The 25,855-nt window shown below is 58.6% G+C and carries 25 protein-coding genes; 16 read left to right on the top strand and 9 right to left on the bottom strand.

The annotated features are described in order from the left end of the window. The first annotated feature begins 234 nt into the window (after positions 1-234). The gene (locus G9X48_RS11565) at positions 235-1,038 is read left to right on the top strand and encodes a DUF3289 family protein (RefSeq protein ID WP_097564239.1); all 804 of its coding nucleotides are present in this window, start codon (positions 235-237) and stop codon (positions 1,036-1,038) included. Further along, the gene (locus G9X48_RS11560; protein ID WP_054624312.1) at positions 1,031-1,477 is read left to right on the top strand and encodes a DUF943 family protein; all 447 of its coding nucleotides are present in this window, start codon (positions 1,031-1,033) and stop codon (positions 1,475-1,477) included. The genes G9X48_RS11565 and G9X48_RS11560 overlap by 8 nt, the downstream gene beginning before the upstream one ends. A 53-nt stretch (positions 1,478-1,530) precedes the next feature. On the opposite strand, the gene G9X48_RS11555 is transcribed toward G9X48_RS11560, so the two are convergent. Next, entirely contained in the window at positions 1,531-1,722 is a 192-nt protein-coding gene (locus tag G9X48_RS11555) for a hypothetical protein (protein WP_054624313.1), read from the bottom strand. Between the two features lie 111 nt (positions 1,723-1,833). On the opposite strand from G9X48_RS11555, the gene G9X48_RS11550 reads away from it, so the two are divergent. The 3 genes from G9X48_RS11550 to gap all read left to right on the top strand — a co-directional run bounded on the left by G9X48_RS11550 (position 1,834) and on the right by gap (position 4,446). Then, on the top strand, positions 1,834-2,130 hold the full coding sequence (locus G9X48_RS11550; protein ID WP_004386323.1) for a hypothetical protein: 297 nt from the start codon (positions 1,834-1,836) through the stop codon (positions 2,128-2,130). A gap of 246 nt (positions 2,131-2,376) precedes the next feature. Then, positions 2,377-3,357 carry a helix-turn-helix domain-containing protein gene (locus tag G9X48_RS11545; protein ID WP_097640824.1) on the top strand — a complete coding sequence of 327 codons (981 nt, stop codon included), beginning with the start codon at positions 2,377-2,379 and terminating at the stop codon, positions 3,355-3,357. A 78-nt stretch (positions 3,358-3,435) separates the two neighbouring features. Beyond that, positions 3,436-4,446: a type I glyceraldehyde-3-phosphate dehydrogenase gene (gap, locus tag G9X48_RS11540; protein WP_097640823.1), complete on the top strand. Its 1,011-nt coding sequence runs from the start codon at positions 3,436-3,438 to the stop codon at positions 4,444-4,446. 45 nt (positions 4,447-4,491) lie between these two features. Here the strand turns inward: gap and G9X48_RS11535 are convergent, their stop codons facing one another. After that, on the bottom strand, positions 4,492-4,896 hold the full coding sequence (locus tag G9X48_RS11535) for a RidA family protein (RefSeq protein ID WP_097640822.1): 405 nt from the start codon (positions 4,894-4,896) through the stop codon (positions 4,492-4,494). Between the two features lie 142 nt (positions 4,897-5,038). On the opposite strand from G9X48_RS11535, the gene G9X48_RS11530 reads away from it, so the two are divergent. Next, complete coding sequence (locus tag G9X48_RS11530; RefSeq protein WP_032989081.1) at positions 5,039-5,626, top strand: TetR/AcrR family transcriptional regulator; 588 nt, start codon at positions 5,039-5,041, stop codon at positions 5,624-5,626. A gap of 244 nt (positions 5,627-5,870) precedes the next feature. On the opposite strand, the gene G9X48_RS11525 is transcribed toward G9X48_RS11530, so the two are convergent. Then, positions 5,871-6,218, bottom strand: a complete 348-nt coding sequence (locus G9X48_RS11525) for a DUF6404 family protein (protein ID WP_012125564.1) — start codon at positions 6,216-6,218, stop codon at positions 5,871-5,873. 319 nt (positions 6,219-6,537) lie between these two features. On the opposite strand from G9X48_RS11525, the gene G9X48_RS11520 reads away from it, so the two are divergent. After that, positions 6,538-7,455, top strand: coding sequence for an SDR family NAD(P)-dependent oxidoreductase (locus tag G9X48_RS11520; RefSeq protein WP_004386316.1), 918 nt, complete (start codon positions 6,538-6,540; stop codon positions 7,453-7,455). Positions 7,456-7,458: 3 nt separating this feature from the next. Here the strand turns inward: G9X48_RS11520 and G9X48_RS11515 are convergent, their stop codons facing one another. Further along, on the bottom strand, positions 7,459-8,535 hold the full coding sequence (locus tag G9X48_RS11515; protein ID WP_171964806.1) for a LacI family DNA-binding transcriptional regulator: 1,077 nt from the start codon (positions 8,533-8,535) through the stop codon (positions 7,459-7,461). A 246-nt stretch (positions 8,536-8,781) separates the two neighbouring features. Between G9X48_RS11515 and G9X48_RS11510 the strand changes: the two genes are divergently transcribed. The 3 genes from G9X48_RS11510 to G9X48_RS11500 all read left to right on the top strand — a co-directional run bounded on the left by G9X48_RS11510 (position 8,782) and on the right by G9X48_RS11500 (position 15,159). Continuing rightward, positions 8,782-11,913 carry a beta-galactosidase gene (locus G9X48_RS11510; RefSeq protein WP_097640820.1) on the top strand — a complete coding sequence of 1,044 codons (3,132 nt, stop codon included), beginning with the start codon at positions 8,782-8,784 and terminating at the stop codon, positions 11,911-11,913. Between the two features lie 68 nt (positions 11,914-11,981). Beyond that, the gene (locus G9X48_RS11505; RefSeq protein ID WP_007781109.1) at positions 11,982-13,247 is read left to right on the top strand and encodes an oligosaccharide MFS transporter; all 1,266 of its coding nucleotides are present in this window, start codon (positions 11,982-11,984) and stop codon (positions 13,245-13,247) included. 211 nt (positions 13,248-13,458) lie between these two features. Then, positions 13,459-15,159, top strand: coding sequence for an NAD-dependent malic enzyme (locus tag G9X48_RS11500; RefSeq protein WP_015386970.1), 1,701 nt, complete (start codon positions 13,459-13,461; stop codon positions 15,157-15,159). A gap of 51 nt (positions 15,160-15,210) precedes the next feature. Here G9X48_RS11500 and G9X48_RS11495 read toward each other — a convergent pair whose 3' ends face one another. After that, a complete protein-coding gene (locus G9X48_RS11495; RefSeq protein ID WP_097640819.1) occupies positions 15,211-15,468 on the bottom strand; it encodes a hypothetical protein in 258 nt (85 codons plus the stop codon). 212 nt (positions 15,469-15,680) lie between these two features. On the opposite strand from G9X48_RS11495, the gene G9X48_RS11490 reads away from it, so the two are divergent. The 4 genes from G9X48_RS11490 to G9X48_RS11475 all read left to right on the top strand — a co-directional run bounded on the left by G9X48_RS11490 (position 15,681) and on the right by G9X48_RS11475 (position 20,410). After that, positions 15,681-17,660: a PhoX family phosphatase gene (locus G9X48_RS11490; protein ID WP_097640818.1), complete on the top strand. Its 1,980-nt coding sequence runs from the start codon at positions 15,681-15,683 to the stop codon at positions 17,658-17,660. Positions 17,661-17,901: 241 nt separating this feature from the next. Next, complete coding sequence (locus G9X48_RS11485) at positions 17,902-18,924, top strand: ATP-binding cassette domain-containing protein (RefSeq protein ID WP_097640817.1); 1,023 nt, start codon at positions 17,902-17,904, stop codon at positions 18,922-18,924. Further along, complete coding sequence (locus G9X48_RS11480; protein WP_004387057.1) at positions 18,917-19,585, top strand: methionine ABC transporter permease; 669 nt, start codon at positions 18,917-18,919, stop codon at positions 19,583-19,585. The genes G9X48_RS11485 and G9X48_RS11480 overlap by 8 nt, the downstream gene beginning before the upstream one ends. 21 nt (positions 19,586-19,606) lie before the next feature. Beyond that, the gene (locus tag G9X48_RS11475) at positions 19,607-20,410 is read left to right on the top strand and encodes a MetQ/NlpA family ABC transporter substrate-binding protein (protein WP_004387056.1); all 804 of its coding nucleotides are present in this window, start codon (positions 19,607-19,609) and stop codon (positions 20,408-20,410) included. 53 nt (positions 20,411-20,463) lie between these two features. On the opposite strand, the gene G9X48_RS11470 is transcribed toward G9X48_RS11475, so the two are convergent. Together G9X48_RS11470 and G9X48_RS11465 are read right to left on the bottom strand one after the other, a co-directional pair. Beyond that, positions 20,464-22,290 carry a glycoside hydrolase family 15 protein gene (locus G9X48_RS11470; RefSeq protein ID WP_097640816.1) on the bottom strand — a complete coding sequence of 609 codons (1,827 nt, stop codon included), beginning with the start codon at positions 22,288-22,290 and terminating at the stop codon, positions 20,464-20,466. 150 nt (positions 22,291-22,440) lie between these two features. Further along, positions 22,441-22,947 carry a phenolic acid decarboxylase gene (locus G9X48_RS11465; RefSeq protein ID WP_004387054.1) on the bottom strand — a complete coding sequence of 169 codons (507 nt, stop codon included), beginning with the start codon at positions 22,945-22,947 and terminating at the stop codon, positions 22,441-22,443. A 99-nt stretch (positions 22,948-23,046) separates the two neighbouring features. On the opposite strand from G9X48_RS11465, the gene G9X48_RS11460 reads away from it, so the two are divergent. Further along, a complete protein-coding gene (locus G9X48_RS11460; RefSeq protein ID WP_097640815.1) occupies positions 23,047-23,919 on the top strand; it encodes a LysR family transcriptional regulator in 873 nt (290 codons plus the stop codon). Here G9X48_RS11460 and G9X48_RS11455 read toward each other — a convergent pair. Continuing rightward, positions 23,897-24,364 (bottom strand): DMT family transporter, encoded by a 468-nt coding sequence (locus G9X48_RS11455; RefSeq protein WP_032989112.1) that lies wholly within the window; start codon positions 24,362-24,364, stop codon positions 23,897-23,899. The two genes, G9X48_RS11460 and G9X48_RS11455, sit on opposite strands and share 23 nt — an antisense overlap. A 9-nt stretch (positions 24,365-24,373) precedes the next feature. After that, positions 24,374-24,808 (bottom strand): DMT family transporter, encoded by a 435-nt coding sequence (locus tag G9X48_RS11450; RefSeq protein WP_004387051.1) that lies wholly within the window; start codon positions 24,806-24,808, stop codon positions 24,374-24,376. Positions 24,809-24,906: 98 nt separating this feature from the next. Here G9X48_RS11450 and G9X48_RS11445 point away from each other — a divergent pair, with 98 nt between their 5' ends. After that, positions 24,907-25,842 carry a LysR family transcriptional regulator gene (locus tag G9X48_RS11445; RefSeq protein WP_097640814.1) on the top strand — a complete coding sequence of 312 codons (936 nt, stop codon included), beginning with the start codon at positions 24,907-24,909 and terminating at the stop codon, positions 25,840-25,842. Positions 25,843-25,855 lie beyond the last annotated feature (13 nt).

The raw sequence follows: 25,855 nt of genomic DNA, 5'->3' as shown, positions 1-25,855 counted from the left end.
TTATTGGTTTTCTTTTGTTTTATGGCGGAAGGGAGGAACAATGCATGGCTTTATACTGAGGCGAGTTGAAGGCATTCATAACGGCAGTCTATTATAAAAAAGAAATATATTATTGGGGATTTTGCAGAAGATAATTTTTTTGCGGTTCGTCATGTTTCAACGAAAATGGTTTGAGCCGCTTAATAAAAGCGTATAATGATATTTCACCCAATGGATATATAAGGATGTGATTCAATGAGTGGACTCGCGCAGCCGTTAACTGTTTTTACAAGTCAAAAACCTTTTAACGATCGCAACGCTGATGATATGAAGTGCGGCGATCTGGATGAGAAAACGCTTAAGGAGCGTTTTAAACTGTATCAGGTGTCACCCTTTATTGATTATTGTACCTATCGTTCTCCCTATGATCACCCGGCGCTGCGCCGCCTTGCGCCTTATACGAAAGAGAGAGTGATTGAAATGCTTTTTAATGATATGAAAACGCAGTCCAAGGCTTTCTCTTTTGTCGGCACATATAAAGGCCTTATCGCCAGATTAATTGACCATATGCATTACAAAGATGGTGCGGATTATTATGATTTACAGATGAATGAAGCGTATAGAAAAGTTATAACCCAGGATAAAAGTAATACAAGTGCAGTAGGTACTATCAAATATATTCTTGACAGACATAATTTTGATAAGTATGTATTAACAAAAGATCATTTTACAAAGCCTTTTACGAGTGTGCACTTGCCTAAATTTGTTGGTTGGCATTCATGCATTAACGGTTTGGGAATTTCCATACATGATGTCAATAGTACAGAAATATCTATTGACTCGCTGGTTCTGAATAATAAAAAATACATTGCTGTTATTCGTTTTAAAGGTCAGGATCATTTTGGGCTTGATACTGATGATATCAGTAAAGTACAATTTAATGCCTTTACTTTCTTTAGAATCTGGTTTGTCTTGCAGAGGTTCAATAAATTCGGCTTTAAACCATTTTTTACAAATTTTGAAGCTAAAATAACCATTGCAGGTGAATATAATGCTTAAGAAAATTCTTTTGGCTTTGTTGTTAATATGTGTTGCATGGTTTTGCTGGGATTTTTTTGCGCCAACAGAAATAATTAGGGTGGTTGATGGTAAAGTATATATTAATCATCCGCCGTTCACAGATCGGGGTAAGATTGACTGGTGGAATAAAAACAAAGATAACCTGCAAGAAAAATATCATTTAATCGATAACCCTGAAGACTTTACAATCACCATCATGTATTTCGGAGGGTATGTCGCGGCACCGACAGGCAGTAACGATGGCACTATAGACGATTATAATTGTTTCGATGATATTAAAAGTGATGAAAATTGTATTTATAATGATGTCGTGATGAGGGTTGGAGGGGATTATAGTAGTAAAGTGTTTTTTGGTCTAAATGGTAAACTCTACAGACAAACCCCCGACGGTAAACTCACGCTGCTTAAAACTCATTAAATGTTGAGCCTCTGCGCATTAGTGGCGCAGAGGCATTATCTGTGTGCGTCTTATTATTTAAACCTGATATAAGAGGGCACATATTTCACAAACCAGTACAGCACATGCACCAGCCACATAAACGTTAATGCGCCCGCGTGCTCGGGAACAACATAATGAAAAATAACACCGCCGAGCACAATGAAGAAAAGGGCGACGTAAGGTAAATACGGCTCAATGAAAAAGAAAATAGCTTTTTTCAGCATGACGATTTTCCTTATTTATCTCCCGTCCCGCGCTTCGGTTATTCTACACGGCTCCGGCACATTCCGCTTCCCTGTACTACCCTTTATTTTTAATCTGTTGAAGGAGGCACGATGGCACAGCCGCATCTGATCGATACCCTGGAATTTGGGCCGGAAAACGCGCCTGAGTGTAAATATGAAATCTACGGCGAGGATGACAAACAGCCGCAATATGCCACGCGGTTAGTGCGTGACGATAACGGTGAATGGCAGCCGCAGCAGGATGAGATCCGTTTTGCCGCGCAGCAGGAGCAGCAGGCCGCCAGCAGCACGATGGATTACGGCTACAGCGACGGCGCGCCGGAGCTGCGCGATCTCCTGGCCGAAGCGAAAGAGCACTGCGAGCGCGACTGGCAATCGCGGCAGTAACGTCAACCCCGCTGCGCCAGCGGCGGGAATTTCCTTAAGTAAAACGCGGCCTCGCGATAACATCAGCGCGCTCTGTTTCCCCTCTCACTAAAACCCGCATTCCTTTTATTCCCTGCGATTCTACTTATCCCACAAAGCGTTATCTGCGCTCAATGCCAGGGAGACCACGCCATCACACACTCTGTAACCGCCATACGGTTAAGCGCCTGTGTTGACTTAATTTGTATAAAGCGTATTTTTCAGGACATGAAAACTATTCTGATTATCGCCCCGGAAGGGGGCATGTTGCTGGAAGCCACCGGCATCGCCGATATCTTTACCCGGGCCAACCAGTTGCGGCCTGCGGATGCCCCTGAGCCGCATTATCAGGTGACGCTTGCCACCACCCAGCCGCACCACGTTATACACGGTGCCTCCGGCTTTAAGCTGCTGGCGGAGCACCGCCTGTGCGATCTCGCGCCGCACACGCCTTTTGACACCATCATGGTGACGGGCCGCGGGCTGACGGAAGAAGAGGGCGACCAGGTGGCGCAGTGGCTGTCACAGGCGGCACCGTATGCCCGGCGCGTGGTCTCGGTGTGCGGCGGGGCGCTGCTGCTCGCGCAGGCCGGTCTGCTGGACGGGCGGCGCGCCACCACCCACTGGCGGCTGCTTGATACGCTCGCCGCGCGCTTCCCGGCGGTGACGGTGGAGCGCGGGCCGATTTACGTGCAGGACGGCGATATCTGGACGTCGGCAGGCGTAACCTCCGGGTTTGATCTGACGCTGGCGCTGCTGGAAGAAGACGGCGGTTTTGAGCTGGCGCGCAACGTCGCGCAGGAGTTGGTGATGTATCTGCGCCGCCCCGGCGGCCAGTCACAGTTCAGCCGCTATCTGCTGACTCAGGCGAAAACGCCAGGCCCGATCCGCGATCTCCAGGGCTGGATCCTTGAGAACCTGGCGCAGGATCTCAGCGTTGAGCGGCTGGCAGAGCATGTGGCGATGAGCCCGCGCAATTTCACCCGTGTCTTTACGCGCGAAACCGGCGTGTCGCCCGCCCGCTATGTGGAGGAGGCGCGCCTTGACGCCGCCCGCCAGCGCCTGGAGCAGGGGAGCGAAAGTATTGAGCAGGTCGCGACGCAGTGCGGTTTCGGCAACGCTATCAACCTGCGCCGCGTCTTTGAGCGCAATCTGCATCTCACGCCGTCCGACTACCGCGAACGCTTCTGCGCACGCATGATGGCGTAAAGTGATCTAATCTCGTCATTTACGCCATTCGCCCTCTGTTACACACTCTCTTCAGAACGTTAACAGAGGAGCTTCATCATGGTTAAAGTAGGCATTAACGGATTTGGCCGTATCGGCCGCAACGTACTACGCGCCGCGCTGGGCAATGAGGCGTTTCAGGTGGTGGCGATTAACGATCTCACCGACAGCAAAACCCTGGCGCATCTGCTGAAACATGACTCCCTGCTCGGCACGCTGCCGGCGACCGTAGAAGCGGGCGAGGGCGAGCTGAAGCTCGACGGGCGCGCCATCCGCGTCTTCTCCGAGCGCGACCCCGGCAATATTCCGTGGAGCAGCGTGGGCGTGGAAATTGTTATCGAAGCCACCGGCTTCTTTACCGATAAAGTCCAGGCCGAAGCGCATATCACCAAAGGCGGCGCGAAACGCGTCATTATTTCGGCCCCGGCGAAAAACGACGACCTGACCATCGTGATGGGCGTTAACCATGAGCAGTACGATCCGGCGCTGCACCGCGTGGTCAGCAACGGTAGCTGCACCACCAACGGTCTTGCGCCCGCAGCCCAGGTGCTGCATCAGCAATTCGGCATTCAGCACGGCCTGATGAACACTACCCATGCCTACACCAACAGCCAGGCGCTCCACGACCAGCCGGAGAAAGATCTGCGCGGCGCGCGTGCGGCGGCGCTCTCCATCGTGCCGTATTCCAGCGGGGCGGCGAAGGCGATTGGTAAAGTGATCCCTGAACTCGATGGCCGCATGACCGGCTACTCGCTGCGCGTACCGGTGCCGGTGGTGTCGATTGTCGATCTCACCGTCACGCTCGCCCGCGATGTCACCGTGGAAGAGGTCAACGCCGCGTTTCTGAAGGCGTCCCAGGAAGGACCGCTGAAAGGCATTCTCGGCTACAGCGATGAACCGCTGGTCTCCAGCGACTACCGCGGCGACCCGCGCTCATCCATTATCGACGGCCTCTCAACGCTGGTGATTGGCGGCAACATGGTCAAAATCCTCGCCTGGTATGATAACGAATGGGGCTTCTCAAACCGGCTGGTGGATCTGGCGCTGTTAATGGCGCGCCGCGGCCTGTAACGTACAGTGGCTGATAAAAAGGATGGCCCTGAGCCATCCTTTTTTTTACGCGCGCGGCCCGTCCGGGATACGGGCAATCACCTTGATTTCAAAATCAAAGCCCGCCAGCCAGTTCACGCCGACCGCGGTCCAGTTCGGGTACGGCGATGCCGGGAAAATAGCCTGTTTAACCGCCATAATGGCCGGGAACTGGCGCTCAGGATCGGTATGAAACGTGGTGACATCCACCAAATCGTCAAAGGTACAACCGGCGGCGGCGAGCGTTGCGCGCAGGTTCTCAAACGCGAGGCGTACCTGCGCGTCGAAATCGGGCTCCGGCGTGCCGTCGGCACGGCTGCCCACCTGGCCTGAAACAAACAGCAGATCGCCGCTACGGATGGCGGCGGAATAACCGTGTTCTTCATACAACGCATGACGGTTAGCGGGGAAGATAGGTTCGCGAGAAGTCATAGAGTGTCCTGTTAATGTTGGGCAAGAAGCCGGGTGCGCCTTGCCGGGAATTCATTTAATATACGCCGCGTATGTGAATAATCATTACACATACGCCGCGTATGTCAATTGAAATACGTCGCGTATGTGAAAAGGAGATCCTATGGCCGCAAAACGGCGCATCGACACCATGGAAGAAAACCGCGCGAAACTCATCGCGGCGGCGCGAAAGGCGTTTGCTGAGAAAGGGTTTGCGGCGGCTTCAATGGATGAGCTCACCGCCAGCGTCGGGCTGACGCGCGGCGCGCTGTATCATAATTTCGGCGATAAAAAAGGGCTGCTCGCCGCCGTGGTCGCCCAGGTGGATGGCGAGATGGCGCAGCGCGCGAAAGCGGCCGCGGCAGGCGTCGAAGACCCGTGGGAAACGCTCATCGCCGAAGGCGTGGCGTATATTCAGATGGCGCTGGATGAAGAGGTGCGGCGCATTGTGCTGCTGGATGGCCCGGCGTTTCTCGGCGATCCGGCGCAGTGGCCGAGCCAGAATAGCTGCCTCGACGCCACGCGCGAGACGGTTATCAGCATGATGGCGCGCGGGATAATCAAACCGGTGGACGCCGACGCCGCCGCGCGGCTGCTGAACGGCGCGGCGCTCAATGCCGCGCTCTGGGTGGCCGCAAGCCCGGAACCCGAAGAAGCGCTGCCGAAAATGATCGAGGTGTTTACGCTGCTGGCGGGCGGTCTGCGCGCCTGAGGCCTGAGTGGTCGGCGTTTTCCCTGAAAGAAAAAGGATGGCCTGGCGCCATCCTTTTTTGTCAGCGAAACCGAAAGAATGGATGTATCGCAAGAGGTTTCTTTCAGGCCACACGTCACGGCTAAGCCAGCCATCATTGATTAACCGCGTGAAACAGTCTCACTAAGACAGGTGCGAAAGTGATGACGCCCATTTGGTATGAGGCGCTTTTAGCATGACCGGGCTTTAAGCGATACTGAGCCATTTACAGGTCTTTCCAGTCAGGCAAATTATTGGCCTTTTTACGCCAGCTATGAAACGCTGCCATGATTATGCCAAACAGAAGCCCACCTGCGAGACTCCTTAATATCGCCGAGGAAGGTTGGACGCCCATTGCTTGCCATGTGAAAAACCACATAACGAGCCCCCATACAAGGCTAAACCCGAATCCCATAATTAATGTTACTTGCCAGAACGGCGCGAAAGGTAAGGGAGGGATTTTTAATCCTGACTTCCATAACAGACGCAACAGAGGAGGGGCATAGTTGCTGCGCCACATGTTTTTACTTTCCATCATGGTAAGTGCACGTTCCTTTTTTCGCTCAAAACTCATCTTTGTTCTCCCTGAATGACGCTTTATCTGTTTGTACAATTTGTATTGTGATTGCTTGCATTCACATCTGGGCTGAACCGCGCTGACTTCACCTGGTATCATAACTCAAAAGATACTGTTTAATTCCACCCCACGCCCATACCAAATCCCTAATACCCGTCTCCCCTCAAACGAACCGGTTTTAATTTCAGGTTCAGCTGGCGAATAACAAGCCCATCTTTTTGCGTTCTGCGCATCCCGGTCCAGACTGAAAGCTGGGCCGCGCCGCCCTTCGGGCCTGAAGCGGCGCGGCAATCTGCTGATAAAAAGAGGGGCCGCTATGTCTGAAAAACGAATGATCAACACCACTATCGTTATCACCGGGGCGTCGAGCGGTTTTGGCCGCGGGGCTGCGCTGGCGCTCGCAAAACGCGGCGCGAACGTCGTGCTGGCGGCGCGTCGGGGCGAGGCGCTGGAAGTGCTGGCGCAGGAGATTAACGCTGACAACGGCCACGCGCTGGCGGTGGAAACAGACGTCAGCCAGCCGGATCAGGTGGAGCGCCTGGCGCAGGCGGCGATCGCGCGCTTCGGGCCGATTAACGTCTGGATCAATAACGTCGGTATCGGGGCGCTCGGCTGGTTCTGGGAGATCCCGATAGCCGATCATGAGCGGCTGGTGGATGTGAACCTGAAAGGCGTGATTTACGGCGCGCACGTGGCGATGAAACATTTTATCGCCCAGGGCTTCGGCGTGCTGATTAACACCGGCTCGGTGGACAGCGAAGTGCCGCTGGCGTTTCAGTCGAGCTACGCCGCCACCAAAGCCGCCGTGCTGAGCCTCGGTCGCACCATTAACGAAGAGCTGCGGCTTAACGATTACCACGACATCAAAGTAGCGACCATCATGCCGTGGGCGGTGGATACGCCGTGGTGGACCCACGCCGCCAACTATACCGGCCACGCGCCGCGCATGGCCGCGATGGATTCGCCGGAGAAAGTCATCGACGCGATGGTCAAAGCCTGCTTCAAACCGCAAGAGGAGATCCCGGTGGGCTGGAAGGCGCGCTCGTCGAATTTATCGCACCATCTGTTCCCGGATATGACGGAAAAACTCTCCGCGAAAGTGATTAACCGCTCGGTGGAAAAAGCGCAGCCGCTGGCCCCGACGACCGGCGCTATCTATACGCCGATGGCGGACACTACGACCATTGACGGCGGCATCCGCGCGCGAATGAAGCAGGAAGATAAAGCGCGCTGAGGCTCAGCACTCGCGCAGGGCTTTCACCAGGCGCGCCATCTCATCGAGCAGCCGTTCGCGAGAGGCGTTGCGGTCGCCCAGCGGCGCGGTGGAGCGGCGCTCGATAAAGCGGGTCGGCAGCAGGGCAGATCCGCTCTCGCCGTGTCCCGTGAGGCGCGCCACCATGCGGCTCACCGCCTGCGCGCCCAGCCGGTTGAAATCCTGCTCGACGGTGGTAAGCGGCGGAATGAAATAGGCGCTGTCCGGCGTGTCGTCATAGCCAATCACCGAGACATCCTGCGGCACGCGCAGGCCCAGCTCATCCAGCGCGCTCATGGCGCCGAACGCCATCTGATCGTTCGCCACCACCAGCGCCGTGATATCGCGCCGGGTGCGGAACAGGCTCAGCGTCTGCTGCCAGGCGTCTTTCGAGCTCCAGTCGCCGTGTAAAACCGCGCAGGGGGCCAGACCATGCGCGCTAAGCACGTCCTGCCAGCAGGCGAGACGCATGCCGGACGCCACCGAATGTTCGGGCCCCGCGAGCAGCGCGATGCGCTGATGCCCGCCGTTCAGCAGAAACTCCACGCTCTGGCGCGAGCCGTCGCGCGGGTCAAAGCTTACGTGAAAGACGTCGCTGTCGGCGGGCACGTCGAGAAACAGGCACAGCAGATCGCTGTTGTCGTTAACGAGGCTTGCGGCCGCTTCCGCCCCGAGCGGCAGGTTGATAATGACGCCATCCACTTTCTGCGCGCGCATTTCATTGAGCGAGCGCTGCAACTCCGCCAGCGTGCCGGTTTCCAGCGTGGCGATCACCACGCTGTAGTCCGCCCGCGCGGCGTGGCTTTTAATGGCGGCGGCAATCTGCGAGGGCGCATGCAGCGCCAGAGAAACGGTGATAAACCCGAGCGTGCGGGTGGCTTTCCCGGCCAGCAGTTGCGCGCTGCGGTTTGGCACAAACTGTAAGGCGTCCATCGCCTCCAGCACCCGCTGGCGCGTCGCGGGCGAAACCATCTGCGGCTTATTAAGCACGCGCGACACCGTCTGGTGCGACACCCCGGCTTTCTGCGCCACGTCATCCAGCGTGCTGAGTCGTTTTTTCATCGCCATTCCTCTGCCTGTGTAGCCTGAATCATCGGCGATGGCGCGCGATAAAGTCAATTTCTGGCGCGTAATGTCGTGCGCTAACATCATCGCTGTGACGCAGATCGCAATTCACGATCCCGCATGCGCTGTGATGTGATCCAGGACAGCATTCTGCAACGCCGCTATTCGCGATCTGTCCGGTTTCCCGCCATGCTGATCCTTTATGTTAGCGCACGACATTTTTATTGTTTCCAGGGAACCATCATGACAGAAAACCCCACCACGACCGCTTTTAACGAACTTCAGACGCGCCCGCTGGCGACGATCCTTGCCCGCAACGACTGGCAGAACCCGGCGATCACCAGCGTCAACCGTCTGCCGTCCCATACGCCGCTGCACGGCTGGCGCGACGCCGATCGGGCGCGCCGGGGAGAGCCGTCCGACGCCGTGCTGTCGCTCGACGGCGAATGGCAGTTCAGCTTTTTCGCCAGCCCTCACCAGGTGCCTGAAGTCTGGCTGGCGGCGGATCTCAGCGACGCCCGCGCCACGCCGGTGCCGTCAAACTGGCAGATGGAAGGCTACGACACGCCGATCTACACCAATGTGCGCTACCCGATCCCGGTAAATCCGCCGTTTGTGCCGGACGACAACCCGACCGGCTGCTATTCGCGCGATATCGAGGTGCCGCAGGCGTGGCTGGAGACGGGCCGCACGCGCATTATCTTTGGCGGCGTGAATTCGGCGTTTTATCTCTGGTGTAACGGTCAGTGGGTGGGCTATTCGCAGGACAGCCGCCTGCCGGCGGAATTCGATCTTACCGGCGTGCTGCACGCGGGCCGCAACCGCCTGTGCGTGCTGGTGCTGCGCTGGTCGGACGGCACTTATCTGGAAGATCAGGATATGTGGCGCATGAGCGGCATTTTCCGCCCGGTCAGCCTGCTGCATCTCCCGGAGCAGGCGCTGGCCGATGTGCGCGTGCATACTGAGCTTGCGCCGTCGCTGCGTCACGCCACGCTGTTCAGCGAGGTGGAAGTGACGCCCGCCGCGCGTGGGCTTAGCGTCACTCTCGCGCTGTGGCGCGGTGAAAACGAAGTGGCGAGCCAGACGCTGCCGCTCGGCTCCGCCCCGATTGATGAGCGCGGCAACTACCCGGAGCGCGTCACGCTCTCGCTTGACGTTGACAACCCGCTGCTGTGGAGCGCCGAAGCGCCGCATCTGTATCGCGCGGTGGTGACGCTGCTGGACGCCGACGGCATGCCGCTGGTCTCTGAGGCGCACGACGTCGGCTTTCGTCGCGTGGAAATCAACAACGGCCTGCTGACGCTTAACGGCCAGCCGCTGCTGATCCGCGGCGTTAACCGTCACGAGCATCACCCGGAAAAAGGCCAGGCGGTGGACGAGGCGGCGATGGTGCAGGACATCCTGCTGATGAAGCAGAACAACTTCAACGCCGTGCGCTGTTCGCACTACCCCAACCAGCCGCGCTGGTATGAGCTGTGCAGCCGCTACGGGCTGTACGTGGTGGACGAAGCCAATATCGAAACCCACGGCATGGAGCCGATGAGCCGTCTTTCGGACGATCCGGTGTGGCTTGGCGCGTACAGCGAGCGCGTCACGCGCATGGTGAAATGCAACCGTAACCACCCGAGCATTATTATCTGGTCGCTCGGCAATGAGTCGGGCAACGGCGCGAACCACACCGCGCTCTATAACTGGATCAAGCATCAGGACCCGACGCGCCCGGTGCAGTATGAAGGCGGCGGGGCGGATACCCGCGCGACCGACATCATCTGCCCGATGTACGCGCGCGTGGAGACCGACCAGCTGATTCCTGCGGTGCCGAAATGGTCGATCAAAAAGTGGATTTCAATGCCTGGCGAAACCCGCCCGCTGATCCTCTGTGAATACGCGCACGCGATGGGCAACAGCCTCGGGAATTTTGCCGATTACTGGGCCGCGTTCCGCCAGTATCCGCGCCTGCAGGGCGGCTTTATCTGGGACTGGGCCGACCAGGCCATTACGCGCGTCGAGCCTGACGGCAGCCGCTGGTGGGCCTACGGCGGCGATTTCGGCGACACGCCGAACGACCGTCAGTTCTGCATGAACGGCCTGGTCTTCCCGGACCGCACGCCGCACCCGGCGCTCTTTGAGGCGAAGCATCAGCAGCAGTTCTTCCAGTTCCGTCTGGTGAGCGAAAACCCGCTGCAAATCGAGGTGACCAGCGAATACCTGTTCCGCGAGAGCGACAACGAGCGCCTGCTGTGGAGCATCGAGGCGCGCGGCGAGACGCGCCTGAGCGGGGAACTGACGCTGGAGCTCGGCCCGCAGGCGTCCCGCGTGCTGACGCTCAGCGACACAGGCTTTAGCGCCCGCGCGGGCGACGAGGAAATCTGGCTGCATGTGCGCGTTGAACAGCCGCAGGCGACGCCGTGGTCGCCGGAAGGGCATCTCAGCGCCTGGGCGCAATGGCCGCTCGCCGCACCGCTCGCGCTGCCGGAGCCGGTTGCGGCAGGCGACGCGCCGCAGCTTGAGATCACCGACGCGGAATTTGTCATTCGCCACGGGTGTCAGACCTGGCGCGTGAGCCGCGCCAGCGGTCAACTGATACAGTGGAGCGACGACGGCGTGGATCAGATGCTGACGCCGCTTGCCGATCAGTTCATCCGCGCGCCGATCGATAACGATATCGGCGTCAGCGAAGTGGAACGCATCGATCCGAACGCCTGGGTGGAGCGCTGGAAAGCCGCCGGGCTGTATAACACCGAACACCGCTGCCTGGCCTGCGACGCGCAGACCACCCGCGACGGCGTGGAGATCGTCGCGCAGCACGCGTACTTCGTAAAAGGCGTGGCGGACGGCCCGGCTATTCTCAGCCGCTGGCGCATGGTGGTGGATAACCAGGGCGCGCTGCACTGCGATATCGACATCGCGCGCAGCACCGCACTGCCGCCGCTGCCGCGCGTGGGTGTCGTCTGCCAGTTGCGCGGCGGCGAAGAGACGGCAAGCTGGCTCGGCCTCGGCCCGCATGAAAATTACCCGGACCGCCTGAGCAGCGCGTGCTTCTCGCGCTGGACGCTGCCGCTTTCAGAGCTCACCACGCCGTATATCTTCCCTGGCGAAAACGGCCTGCGTTGCAACACCCGCGAGCTTAACTGGAACGGCTGGCAGGCCGAAGGCGAGTTTCATTTCTCGCTAAGCCCTTACGGCACGCGTCAGCTGATGGAAACCAGCCACTGGCATAAATTGCAGCCGGAGGCGGGTATCTGGCTGACCATTGATGGCTTCCATATGGGCGTTGGCGGCGATGACTCCTGGACACCGAGCGTGCACCCGGAATATCTGCTGACCGCGCGGGAATACCGCTACCGCTTTACCCTGCGCAGACGGCAAGGCTGACAGGGCGCGACCGCCGGGGCGCGCCCCGGCGTTAACAACAAAAACAACCTCCACACAGAAGGTGAAAGATGAATAAGCCTGCCCTGACCCCGGTTGAAAAACAGAACTTCATATTCTTTTTGCTGTTCTTCTTTTTCTACTACTTCATTATGTCGGCCTACTTTCCGTTTTTCCCGGTGTGGCTGGCGGATGTCGCGCATCTCAGTAAAACGGATACCGGCATTGTCTTCTCGTGTATTTCGCTGTTCGCGATTATCTTCCAGCCGGTGTTTGGCCTGGTGTCTGACAAACTCGGGCTGCGCAAACACCTGCTGTGGACGATAACCGGCCTGCTGGTGCTGTTTGCGCCGTTTTTTATCTTTGTGCTCAAGCCGCTGCTGGCGTTTAACATCTGGGTTGGGGCGTTTGTCGGCGGCTGCTATCTGGGGATTGTCTTCTCAAGCGGCTCCGGCGCGGTGGAGGCGTACATTGAGCGCGTCAGCCGCGCCAATAATTTTGAATATGGCAAAGTGCGCGTCTCCGGCTGCGTGGGCTGGGCGCTGTGCGCCTCGATGACCGGTATGCTGTTTGGCGTGAACCCCAATATCATCTTCTGGGTGGCGTCGGCGTGCGCGCTGATCCTGGCGGGTGTACTGTGGTTTTCGCGCCCGGCGGGGGAGAGCGGCAACCTGATCTCCGGCACGAAGGAGACCAGCCAGGCGTTCTCGATGAAGCTCGTCAGCGAGCTGTTCAGAATGCGCAGCTTCTGGGCGTTTATCATCTATGTGGTGGGCGTGGCGAGCGTGTATGACGTCTTTGACCAGCAGTTCGCCAACTTCTTTAAAGGCTTTTTCTCAAGCCCCGAGCGCGGCACCCAGATTTTCGGCTTCGTTACCACCGGCGGCGAGCTGCTTAACGCCACCGTGATGTTCTTCACGCCGTTTATCATCAACCGCATTGGCAGCAAAAACGCGCTGCTTATCGCGGGCGCGATTATGTCGATGCGCATTATCGGCTCGTCATTCGCCACCGCCGACTGGCAGGTGATCATCCTCAAAACGCTGCATATGTTTGAGCTGCCGTTCCTGCTGGTGGGCACGTTTAAATACATTTCCGCCGTTTTTGATCCGCGCCTTTCCGCCACGCTGTTTCTGGTGGGCTTTAATCTCTCCAAACAGCTCTCCGGCGTCGTGCTCTCCACCTGGGCGGGCCGGATGTATGACACCGTGGGCTTCCAGCAGACCTATCTGGTGCTTGGGTTGATTACGCTTGGCTTTACCGTTATCTCGTTCTTCACGCTCCAGGGCCGCCCGCGCCCGGCGCTTGAAAAATCGCCCGATTCTTCGCTGGCCTGACGGCCACACCGCTCACGGGGGAGCGCGGCTCCCCCAAATTCTTCATGATGAATAAATTGCATGGTATTGATGCGACAAATCTGTCCATTAAGGGAAGAGTGCCGGGCCGCTTTCTTATACACTATGTGCCGCTATGGTAATCCGCCCGTTCCGACGCGGCTCCCAGAAAGCCAATGGTGAGGCTTCTGCCGCGCAAAAAAGAGTGAGACAGATGGAAATCAAACACAAAAAAAACCGTTCGCTTTACATTCCCTACGCAGGCCCCGTTCTGCTGGAGTTCCCGCTGCTGAATAAAGGCAGCGCCTTCAGCATGGAGGAGCGCAGCAACTTCAACCTGCTGGGGCTGTTGCCGGAAGTGGTGGAAACCATTGAAGAGCAGGCGGAGCGCGCGTGGCGACAGTTTGAAGATTTCAAAACGGATATTGATAAACACATTTACCTGCGCAACATCCAGGACACCAACGAAACCCTGTTTTATCGCCTGCTGGAAAACCATCTTGAGGTGATGATGCCCATCATTTACACCCCGACGGTGGGCTCGGCCTGCGAACGTTTTTCCGAAATTTACCGCCGCGCCCGTGGGGTGTTCATCTCCTGGCCGAACCGGCACAACATGGATGACATCCTGCAGAACGTGCCTATCCATAACATCAAAGTGATCGTGGTGACGGACGGCGAGCGTATTCTCGGCCTCGGCGACCAGGGCATCGGCGGCATGGGCATTCCTATCGGCAAGCTCTCGCTCTACACCGCCTGCGGCGGCATCAGCCCGGCGTATACGCTGCCTATCGTGCTGGATGTCGGCACCAACAATCAGCAGTTGCTGAACGATCCGCTCTATATGGGCTGGCGTCACCCGCGTATCACCGATGACGAGTATTACGCGTTCGTTGATGACTTTATCCAGGCGGTGAAACAGCGCTGGCCGAACGTGCTGTTGCAGTTTGAAGATTTCGCGCAGAAAAACGCGATGCCGCTGCTTGAGCGCTATCGCGACGAGATCTGCTGCTTTAACGATGATATTCAGGGCACCGCGGCGGTGACGCTCGGCACGCTGATTGCCGCGAGCCGCGCGGCGGGCAGCCAGCTCAGCGAGCAGAAAATCGTCTTCCTCGGCGCAGGCTCCGCCGGGTGCGGCATCGCCGAGCAGATCATCGCGTGGATGCGCACCGAAGGCGGCTTAAGCGACGAACAGGCGCGCGCCCGTGTCTTTATGGTCGACCGTTTCGGCCTGCTGACCGACAACATGCCAAACCTGCTGTCGTTCCAGTCGAAGCTGGTGCAAAAACGCGACAGCCTGCAGGGCTGGGATACGCAGAGCGATTCGATCTCGCTGCTGGATGTGGTGCGCAACGCCAAACCGGACATTCTCATCGGCGTCTCTGGCCAGACCGGGCTCTTCACCGAAGAGATCATCCGCGAGATGCACAAGCACTGCGCCCGCCCGATTGTTATGCCGCTCTCTAACCCGACCTCACGCGTCGAGGCGACGCCGCACGACATCCTGAACTGGACCGACGGCGCGGCGCTGGTGGCGACGGGCAGCCCGTTCCAGCCGGTGACGGTGAAAGAGAAAACCTACCCGATTGCGCAGTGCAACAACGCCTATATCTTCCCCGGCATCGGGCTTGGGATTATTTCGTCCGGCGCGCTGCGCGTGACCGATGAAATGATGATGGCGGCAAGTGAAGCGCTGGCCTCGCATTCGCCGCTGGTCAATACCGGCAGCGGTCTGGTGCTGCCGCCGCTGACGGATATTCAGCAGGTGTCGAAGGATATCGCGTTCGCGGTAGGCAAAATGGCGCAGCAGCAGGGTGTGGCGGTGAAAACCTCCGCCGAGGCGCTGTTACAGGCCATTGAGGAAAACTTCTGGCTGCCGGAATACCGCAGCTACCGCCGCACCTCTATCTGATGCGGCTTCACGCTGGCGCGCCTGCGCCAGCGTCTCTTCCCGTTGTTTGTTTCATCTGCCCCAGCGCGCCCACAGCGCTCTGCCCGCCACGGTCGTTATCAGCGAACAGATAACTGACACCACCGCCAGCTCAATAAAATAGGCATTAAAGTCATCCAGGAATGGCACCACGTTCACCACGGCGGCGACGTCGCGTAGCTCGGCGGTATGCAGCAGCGCGAAAAGCACCGGCGGGATATTCATAAAGAAAAAAATAAACAGCAGGCAAAAGATAATGGATTCAAGGGTGTTGGCCGGGGTGACTCTCATTGACGCGCTCGGTTCTGAATAAAGGACAACCCCGACGACGCCTGTCGCCGCGGGGTCTGGCCTCGCATCATACCTGAAACCGCGCCCCGACCACAGGTGATTTTATCGCCGGTTTTTTATGACAATTGTTATATTTCTGTAACAAACTTTCCGTAGCCTCACGTGCATAAAAATGATTCCCCTTGAAATCGATTTTTCGAAAGGAAACCGCAATGGGCAGACCGTTAAAAACCTTATTCAAACGTGAGCATAGTGAAGAGATCAGCAACCCGAGCGATAACCGCGCGTTCTCGCAGGTCGCGGAAGTCTATTTGTCGCGCCGCCGCCTGTTACAGGCCGGCGCGGTCGCCGGTGCTGCGGCAGCGTTCCCGTTTCTGCTGAAACCGGAAAACGCGCTGGCGAAAGCGGTCTCGAACGCGAGCGGCAATCTCGGCAAAGCCACGGCGCTCGGTTTCACCAGTCTGCCGGTTTCCACGGAAGATACCGTTATCGTGCCGGAAGGCTACATCGCGAAGCCCTTCTACAAATGGGGCGACGCCACCGGGCTTGCCGGGAATCTGCCGGTTTTTAAAACCGACGGCAGCAACACCACGGAAGAGCAGGCGGCGCAGGCCGGGATGCATCACGACGGCATGGCGTGGTTTAGCCTGCCGCAGGGCGGGCACAGCGCCGATCACGGCCTGCTCGCCATGAACCATGAATACATCGACAACGGTCTGCTGTTTAAAGATGGCGATGCCAACTGGAGCGCCGATAAAGCGCTGAAAGGCCAGAACGCGATGGGCGTGTCGGTCATTGAAGTGAAAAAAGCGGCCCAGGGCTGGGAAGTGGTGCGTCCGTCCTCTTTCGCGCGCCGCATCACCGTTAACACGCCGATGAAAATCACCGGTCCGGCGCTGCACAACCCGCTGATGCAAACGGCTGACGATCCGAAAGGCGAAACTATTCTCGGCACCATGCAGAACTGCGCCAACGGCTTTACGCCGTGGGGCACCTACCTGACCTGCGAAGAGAACTGGTCCGATATTTTCGTGAAGAAAGCGGAGATGAACCCGCTGGAAAAACGCTACGGCATCAGCGACAGCGACGACTCCTACCGCTGGAACGAAGTGGATAAGCGCTTTAGCGTTGACGCCACACCGAACGAGCCGAACCGCTTCGGCTGGGTGGTGGAAATCGATCCGTACGATCCGCATTCGGTGCCGCGCAAGCACACCGCGCTTGGCCGCATCAAGCACGAAGGGGCGGCGGTGACGCTCGCGCCGGATAACCGCGTTGTGGTCTATATGGGCGACGACCAGAAATTCGAATACATCTATAAATTTGTCTCGGAAGGCAAATTCAACCCGCAGGATCGCAAAGCCAATATGCACCTGCTGGAGAAAGGCACGCTGTATGTGGCGAAATTTAACGACGACGGCAAAGGCGAGTGGCTGCCGCTGGTGTTCGGCCAGAACGGGCTCGACACCAGCAAAGGCTTTGAAAACCAGGGCGACCTGCTGATCAAAACCCGTCTGGCGGCAGACGCCGTGGGCGCCACCAAAATGGACCGCCCGGAGTGGATTGCGGTCGATCCGTACCACACCGGCAGCGTTTACTGCACGCTCACCAACAACAGCGATCGCGGCAAGGAAGGCAAAGCGCCGGTGGATGCGGCCAACCCGCGCGCCAAAAACGTTTACGGCCACATCATGCACTGGCTGGAGGAGAACGGCGATCCGACCGCGCTGGCGTTTGCCTGGGATATTCTGGTGATGGGCGGTCGCACCGATACCGACAAACCGGAAGCCAAAGGCAGCATGAAAGGCGCGGAATTCGGCAGCGCCGACGGCCTGAGCTTCGATCATCGCGGCGTGCTGTGGATCCAGACCGATGTGTCGTCATCGACCATCAACCGCAAAGATTACGAAGGCATGGGCAACAACCAGATGGTGGCGACGATCCCCGGCACCAACGAGTTTCGCCGTTTCCTGACCGGCCCGCGCGGCTGCGAAATCACCGGCATCGCGTTCACGCCGGATAACCGGACGCTGTTTATTAACATCCAGCACCCTGGCGAGCCGGGCGAAGGGCTGAGCGATCCGCAGCATCCGACGGCAGTATCAAGCTGGCCCGACGGCGATAAAGCCGGCCGTCCGCGCTCCTCGACCGTCGTTATCGTGAAAGCCGATGGCGGCATGATCGGCACCTGATTTCTGCTTCATCCGTCATTAAAAACGCAGGCGCGGTTAGCCTGCGTTTTTTTATTAGAAAGCCCCGTCAGGCCGCGCGCTGGCTTCCTTCACCGCTTTCTGGTGCGGTTTAGAATCATCTGTTATATAACATTCTCTTTTATTCATGTTTACATTCAGGCCTTTCGGTATATTCCTCCAGGATAAGCCTGAAAGTCAGAAAGCCTGCGCCTCGCGCGCCGCTGAAGGAAAGTAAAACCTTATGATAGTTTTAAGGAACATCTCGAAGCTGTTTCATCAGGGTAAGGACACCATTACGGCGGTAGATGAGGTCAACCTGGAAGTCGAGCGGGGACAAATCTACGGCATTATCGGCTATAGCGGCGCGGGGAAAAGCACCCTGATTCGCCTGTTAAATGGCCTCGAAAAACCGACGTCCGGCAGCGTGACCGTGGCGGGTAAAGAGATTTCCGCCGCGCGCGGCGAATCGCTGCGTCAGGCGCGCCTGAAAATCAGCATGGTGTTCCAGCACTTTAATCTGCTCTGGTCGCGTACCGTCAGCGAAAACATCGCCTTTTCGATGCAAATCGCGGGCGTGCCGAAAGCGGAAATCAAAACCCGCGTGGCGGAGCTTATCGATCTGGTCGGGCTGAAAGGCCGTGAAAACGCCTATCCGTCGCGCCTGTCCGGCGGGCAGAAACAGCGCGTCGGCATCGCCCGCGCGCTCGCCAACCGCCCGGATGTGTTGCTGTGCGACGAGGCCACCTCGGCGCTCGACCCGCAAACCACCGATCAAATTCTCGATCTGCTCCAGGACATTAACCGCCGCTTCGGGCTCACCATTGTGCTGATCACCCATGAGATGCATGTGGTGCGCAAGATTTGCGATCGCGTGGCGGTGATGGAAAACGGCCGCGTGGTGGAAGAGGGCGACGTGTTGCAGGTCTTCACCCATCCGCAGCAGCCCATTACACGCCAGTTTGTGCGCCAGATTAGCCAGGAAGGGGCCGACGACGCGTTCGATCCGACGCTTGCGGGCGAGCTTAACGGCGCGGTGATCAAACTGACGTTTGTCGGGCACAGCACCCACCAGCCGGTCGTTGGCGAGCTGACGCTGCGCTACGGTCTGCCTTTTAATATTCTGCACGGCAAAATGACCCAGACCGCCCACGGCGTGTTTGGTCAGCTCTGGCTGCATGTGGTGGCGACGCCGGAACAGCTTGAGAATATCCTCGCCGATTTACGCCTGCATGAGATCCACTGCGAGGTTATCAAACATGCTTGAGTCCCTGTTTCCCCATCTGAAGATTGACCAGCTCCTGGCCGCCACCCAGGAGACGCTCTACATGACCGCGCTCTCGGGCGTCGCCACCTTTGTGCTCGGTATTGTGCTGGGGCTGGCGCTGTTCTTAACGGCGCGCGGCGGGCTGTTTGAAAATCGCCTGGTCTATGGCGTTATCTCCATCGTGGTGAACGTGTTCCGTTCCATCCCGTTCATCATTTTGATAGTGCTGCTGATCCCGTTTACCAAAACGATTATCGGCACCATTCTTGGCGCGAACGCCGCGCTGCCGGCGCTGATTGTCGGGGCCGCGCCGTTCTACGCGCGTCTGGTGGAGATTGGCCTGCGCGAAGTCGATAAAGGCGTAATTGAAGCCACCCGCTCGATGGGCGCGCGCATGAGCACGCTGATTTTCCGCGTGCTGCTGCCGGAATCGTCCCCGGCGCTGGTCTCGGGAATTACCGTCACCCTGATTGCGCTGGTGAGCTACAGCGCGATGGCCGGGGTGATTGGCGCAGGCGGGCTCGGGAATCTCGCTTATCTGGAAGGATTCCAGCGTAACCATAACGACGTCACGCTGGTGGCGACGGTCGCTATACTGGTGATCGTCTTCATCATTCAGTTCATCGGTGACGCCTTAACCTCTTATTTAGATAAACGCTAACAACAACAGAGAACACACATCATGAAAAGAGTACTGACGCTGATTGCCGCCGCCACCCTGAGCGTTTCCGCCTGGGCCGACACCCTGACCGTGGGCGCGTCCAACGTGCCGCACGCGGAAATTCTGGAGCAGGCGAAGCCGATTCTGGCTAAGCAGGGCATCGATCTGGAAATCCGCCCGTTCCAGGATTACATCCTGCCGAACACGGCGCTGGCGAGCCGCGACATCGACGCGAACTACTTCCAGCACATCCCGTATCTGAACAGCGTGCTGAAAGATCACGCTGACGATAAAACCTATGATTTCGTGAGCGCGGGCGCGATTCACATCGAGCCTATCGGCATCTACTCCAAAAAATACAAATCCCTGAAAGATCTGCCGGAAGGCGGCAAAGTCATCATGCGTGACGCCGTGGCGGAAGAGGGCCGCATCCTCTCTATTTTCGAGCGTGAAGGCGTCATCAAGCTGAAGCCGGGCGTGAACAAAGTGGACGCGCGCATCAGCGATATCGTTGAGAACCCGAAAAAGCTCAACTTCCTGCCGAACGTGGAAGGCTCCCTGCTGCCGCAGATGTATAACAACGACGAAGGCGACGCGGTGGTGATTAACGCCAACTACGCCATCGACGCGGGCCTCGACCCGGTGAAAGATCCGATCGCGGTGGAAAGCGGCGAGAACAACCCGTACGCCAACATCATCACCGTGCATAAAGGTGACGAGAAGAAAAAAGATATCGTGGCGCTGGTCAACGTGCTGCACTCCAAACAGATTCAGGACTGGATCCGCACCAAATATAAAGGCGCGGTTATTCCGGTGAATAACTGATTGGGTATAAATAAAAAAGGGAGCTTCGGCTCCCTTTTTTATTATTGATGGGCTTAAATCCTGTGCCCCGGATTGTCGCAGGCCAGCGCGTTGGCGGCGCAGATAAGCGACAGATGGCTTAAGCCGAGCGGCATGTTGCCGCGCCAGCCGCCGGTGCGGGTGTCGTACATCTCATTAAAGATCTGCACGTTGCCGCTCTGACACAGCGTGTCGAGAATCTCTTTCATCTCCTCCTGCGCCTGGTCGCGCTTTTTCAGCTCCGCCAGCGCCTCGACGCGCCAGAAGGCGCAGGCCACAAAGGTGCTCTCTTCCACCTCGACGCCCGAATAGCGGTAGAGCATCGGGCTGTTATGGCCGAGCTCCTGATAAATCGCCTCAAGTGTGGATAGCATCCGCTTGCGGTTAATTTTGCTGCCGTAATAGTGGGTGAGGCTGATGGCGGCGTCGAGCGTCTCGCTGCCCGCGTAGAAGGTGTACGCCTGGCGGCTCTCGCTCCAGCAGTGGGTTTCAATCCACTCGCTGATGCGGTCGCGCTCGCGCGCCCAGCGGCCTTTCCATGTCGGCTCGATATGACCAATCTCCGCCAGCGCCACGGCCTGATCGAGCGCCAGCCAGCAGGCCATTTTCGAGTGCGTATAGTGACGCTCCTCGGGCAACTCCCAGATGCCGGAATCGGGCAGCCGCCAGCGATCGGCGCAGTGGTTCGCCAGATGGCCGAGCAGGCGCGAGGTGGCGAGATCGAGCACATGCCCCATCTCAACGAACAGCCGCGCGGTGCCGAGCAGATCGCCATACATGCTCGGCTGAAACTGATCGCGCGCGTTATTGCCAACCCGCACCGGCTGCGTGCCCTGGTAACCTTCGAGCTGCGGGTAGCGCTCCTCCGGCACCAGGCCGCCTTCCAGCGTATAGCAGGCGCGCAGGTGGCCGTCGTGGCGGATAATCGTCGAGGTAAGCCAGGAAAACGCCGCCTTACAATCTTCAAGCGACCCCAGATAGACAAACGATTTGATAATCAGGCAGGCGTCGCGCACCCACGCGTAGCGGTAGTCATAATTTTTCTCCTTGCCGATGCCCTCCGGCAGTGACGTGGTGGCGGATGCCGCCAGCGCCCCGGTCGGCGCGTACCAGAGGAATTTGAGCGCCAGCGCCGAGCGCTTCACGTGATGCTCAAACGGGCCGTTCCAGCAGAGGTTTTCTGCCCAGTCGCGCCAGGCGTGGTCGCTGGTTTCGATGCGCTGGTCGATTTTTTCAAGCGGCGGCACCGCCAGCGGCTCCTTTTCGGTCGCCACCAGCGCTATCAGCGAGCGCGAGCCGGGCGAGGTGGTGAGCGTGCCGCGCATGCCTGTATCGTCGCAGTAGTCGGTTTGCACATCATCCGTACAGCGCACCGCGACCATTAAATCGTCCAGGTGGAAAATCGTTTTCTCCTGCACGTGATCCAGCCACGGCGAACAGGTGCGGGCGCGCGTGCCGGGCTTAAAAACCAGATTCAGACGCACATGGCCCTTAATGCCTTCAACGCGGCGCGCCATCTCGCTCCAGGGCAGGCGGCCTGCGAACGTACTGTTGATGGATTCGGTAATCAGCACTTCGCCGGAGGCGGTTTTATAGCGCGTCTCCAGCACGTTGCTGTTCTCGCGGTAGCTGCGCGACATCTCCCACGCTTCCTCCGGCGTCAGCGCGAAATAGCCGCCCAGGGGCGCGTCGAGAATGCGGTCAAACAGCGGCGGCGAATCGAGATTCGGCACGCACCACCAGTCGATTGCGCCGTCCGGCGCGATAAGCGCCACCGAGCGGCCTTCGCCGATAACGGCGTAATCGCCGAGGCCCGCGTAGCCGTTCGCGCGCGCGGGGGAGCGGTAGGTCTTATTTTTCACAGGCGGGATAATCCTTTCTCTGAACAGGCGCGGGCACCTGCGACGAAACGGTAGTGCCTTAAGCGTAGACCATGAGAGCGCGGTCACAGTTTGACCAGAGAAGGGCGGTGAAAAAACGGCCCGCCGGGTGGCAGGCCGTAAGGGGCAGGATTAACGCAGGTTGTTCGGGAAATCCGCGGGCAGTTCGCTTGCCGGGCAGGCGATGACGCTTTCGTCATTGGCACCGCAGTCGCGCACAAATGTGATGGTGGCGAATTCGTCGATCACTTCGGTCGGGTAAGCCGGGCCGGCTTCGCGGTAGGCTTCCATCTGTTCGATATGCTCGTTCTGGAAGCAGACGGTTTTCTTCGGATCGTTCATCACCCAGCGCGGGAAGAAAATCGTGCCGTGGAACAGACGGTCGCCGAGGTTAGCAATCAGGCTCACGTCGGTGCCGGTCGGTTCGGTCCAGGAGACTTTATAGATGTTTTCGCCCACGCGGACGATATAAACGCGCTGATCTTTCACCCAGCGGTTGCCGACGATGCCGCTGTGGATGCGGTAGTCGATGGTGTTGTCGTTTTTAATGTACAGCTCGTAGTTCCAGCCGTTGTCGTAGGTGTAGACCAGATGTTTACCCACAAAACCGCTTAAATCGTGTTTGTCGAAGTGACTCATTGTTGGCCTCCTTTGTTTCGTTGAGGTAAGCATAGGCCTTTATTTTTTTAATGAATAACGCTAATTTTGCATAAAACTGATTCAAAATTTCGATGAGTTATGCATAAAACAACGCTGGAACAATGGGCTTTACTGGACAAAGTGGTCGAGGAAGGCAGCTTCGCCCGGGCGGCGGAAAGCACGCACCGCAGCCAGTCGTCGGTGAGTTACAACCTGGCGCTGCTACAGGAGCGGATCGGCGTGGCGCTGCTCGAAACCCAGGGCCGCCGCGCGGTGCTGACGCCCGCAGGCGAACTGCTGCTGGCGCAGGTGCGCCCGCTGCTCAGCGCCTTTAGCTGGGTGGAGGCGCATGCCGCGACGCTTCGCGACGGCGTGCGCACCCGCATCGATCTGGTGGTGGACAACATTTTTCCGCGCGAGACGCTGTTTGCTATCCTGCGCGAGTTTCAGCGCCAGCATCCGTCCACGCAGGTGCAACTGACCGAGGTGCTGGAGAGCCAGAGCGACGTTATCGCCGCGCATTCCAGCGCCGATCTGCTGGTGCTCTCGCGCCGTGAAGACAGCCTCGGGCGCGGCGAATGGCTGATGAACGTGAATTTTGTGGCGGTGGCGCACCGCGATCATCCGCTGGCGCAGATGCCGGGGCCGATTGGCGATGAAGCGCTCGGGCGCTTCGCCCGCATCCGGCTTGCGGGCGGGCAAACCCAAAGCCCCGGCGGCGCGCCGGAGCAGTGGGTTTTCTCAACGGTGGATGCGGCTATCGAAGCGGTGATGCATCAGGTGGGGTACGGCTGGCTGCCGGAGGCGCGGATCGCCGGGCCGCTCTCGCAGGGGCTGCTGCGCGCGCTGCCGCTCGCTCACGGCGTGCGGCGCGCAACCCCTCTGCATCTGATGGTGAAGAAAGATTTACAGGTGCCGGATGCCGCCGTCAGCACGCTGATAGCCCTGTTCAGCCGTCTGTGCGAGGCGTAGCGGTGCGCCGGTTGCCAAGATAAATCAGCGCCAGCGCGACGGCGAGACAGAGCACCGCGCCAAGACGGCTTAGCGAGAACGGGATAGCCGCGTTGCCGAGCCAGCCGAAATTATCGATAAGCATACTCATGGCGAGCTGGCCGAAAATCACCGCCACCGTCGCGACCGCGGTGCCGATGCGCTGCACCGCCAGCACCATAATCACGATATACGGCACGCCGCACAGCGCGCCGGTGAGCTGCCACTTCGGCACGTCCAGCAGCGATGTCGCATGCGACGGCTCAAAGAAGAAAATCAGCAACGCGCAGACCAGCGCCCCCACCGAGAATGTCAGAAAGGCGCAGCGGAACACGCCGACTTTGCCGCCGAGCTGACCGTTAATCGCCGCCTGAATACTCAGCAGCGCGCCGCCAAGAATCGCGAGAATAATCATGATTGTCGTCATTGTGGTTCCTTAGCTTTGCGCGACCAGCGCCAGGGCGGCGAGAATAAACACCAGCGCCAGCAGGCGCAGTTTATCTATCGGGCGGCGCTCAACGCCGAACAGCCCGAAATGGTCGATAATCAGACTTTTGAAAACCTGCCCCGCCAGAATGCCAATCATGGTCATGGCGATGCCGATAACCGGCGTGGCGACGGTAAGAATGACCACATACCCCGCGCCGAGCAGGCCGCCGGTAAGCTGCCAGCCGGGCTGGGCGAAAAACGACGGGCTGTTGCGCGGGCTGTAAAACAGCATCAGCAGAAAGGTAAGCGCCGCGCCAACGCCGAAAATGCTGAACGCCGCCCAGAAATCGCCGACTTCACCGCCAAGCGGCCCAAGCAGGCCCGCCTCAACCGAAAGCCCCATCCCGCCCGCAATCACGAGCGCTATTAATAAAAGCTGCATGATAATCCTTAAAAAAATGCCAGGCGGCGCAGTGTAGTGGAGCGCGGTGCGTTAAAAAACGCTACGATCGACGAAACACCTTTGCAGGAATCGCACAGATGAACGAGAGCGGGGCGGTGAATATCCGCGCACTTCAGCTTTTTATCAGCGTCTTTGACGGGCAGAGTTTTTCGGCGGTGGCGCGCCGGGAGGGCGTATCGGCGTCGATGATTTCGCGCACCGTCCGCCAGCTTGAAGAGGCGCTCGGCCAGCAGCTTTTCTACCGCAACACCCGCGCGGTGATCCCGACCGAAGCAGGGCGGCTGTTCGCGCAGTACGCGCGCGGCATTACCGAACAGTTCAGCGAGGCGCGGCGCGAGCTTCAGGACCGTTCGCTTGAGCCGTCCGGGCTGCTGCGCATCAACGCGCCGGTGTTCTTCGGGCAGCGGCATATCGCGCCCTGGCTGACCGGGCTTGCGGAGCGTTACCCGCGCCTGCAACTGGCCTTAACCCAGACGGACGATTACGTCGACCCGCACCGCGACGCCACCGATCTTATCGTGCGTATCGGCACGCTCACCGATTCGAGCTTTCACGCCCGCGTGTTCTGCGAGCAGCGCTACTACTTCGCCGCCGCGCCGCGCTATCTGGCGCGTTACGGCGCGCCCGCCTCGCCCGAAGCGTTTCACACGCACCAGTGTCTGGTGTACAGCGGCTCCTCGGGGCCGAACCGCTGGCTGGCGCGCAAACCCGGCGAGCCGTGGGTGCATTACCCGGTGAACGCGCGGCTGATGTCAAACAACGCCCATTCGCTGCTGACCGCCGCGCTCGACGGCATGGGGCTGGTGCTGTTCCCGGACTGGATGACAGGCGAGTGGCTGGCGCAGGGGAAACTGGTGAAAGTGCTGCCGGAGTATGAGGCGGCGATCAACACCGAGGCGCAGCATATCGCGGCCATCTACCCGAACGCGCGTCACCCGCCGCTCAACGTGCGCGCGGCGATCGACTATTTTGTGGAGGTCTTCGGCTCGCCGGTCTACTGGCAACGCGACTGACTCGCGCCCATAA

This window comes from Cronobacter sp. HA18006 (assembly GCF_011605445.1).
Taxonomy (GTDB): Bacteria; Pseudomonadota; Gammaproteobacteria; order Enterobacterales; family Enterobacteriaceae; genus Cronobacter; species Cronobacter sakazakii.
This window is presented reverse-complemented; position numbering and strand designations above follow the sequence as displayed.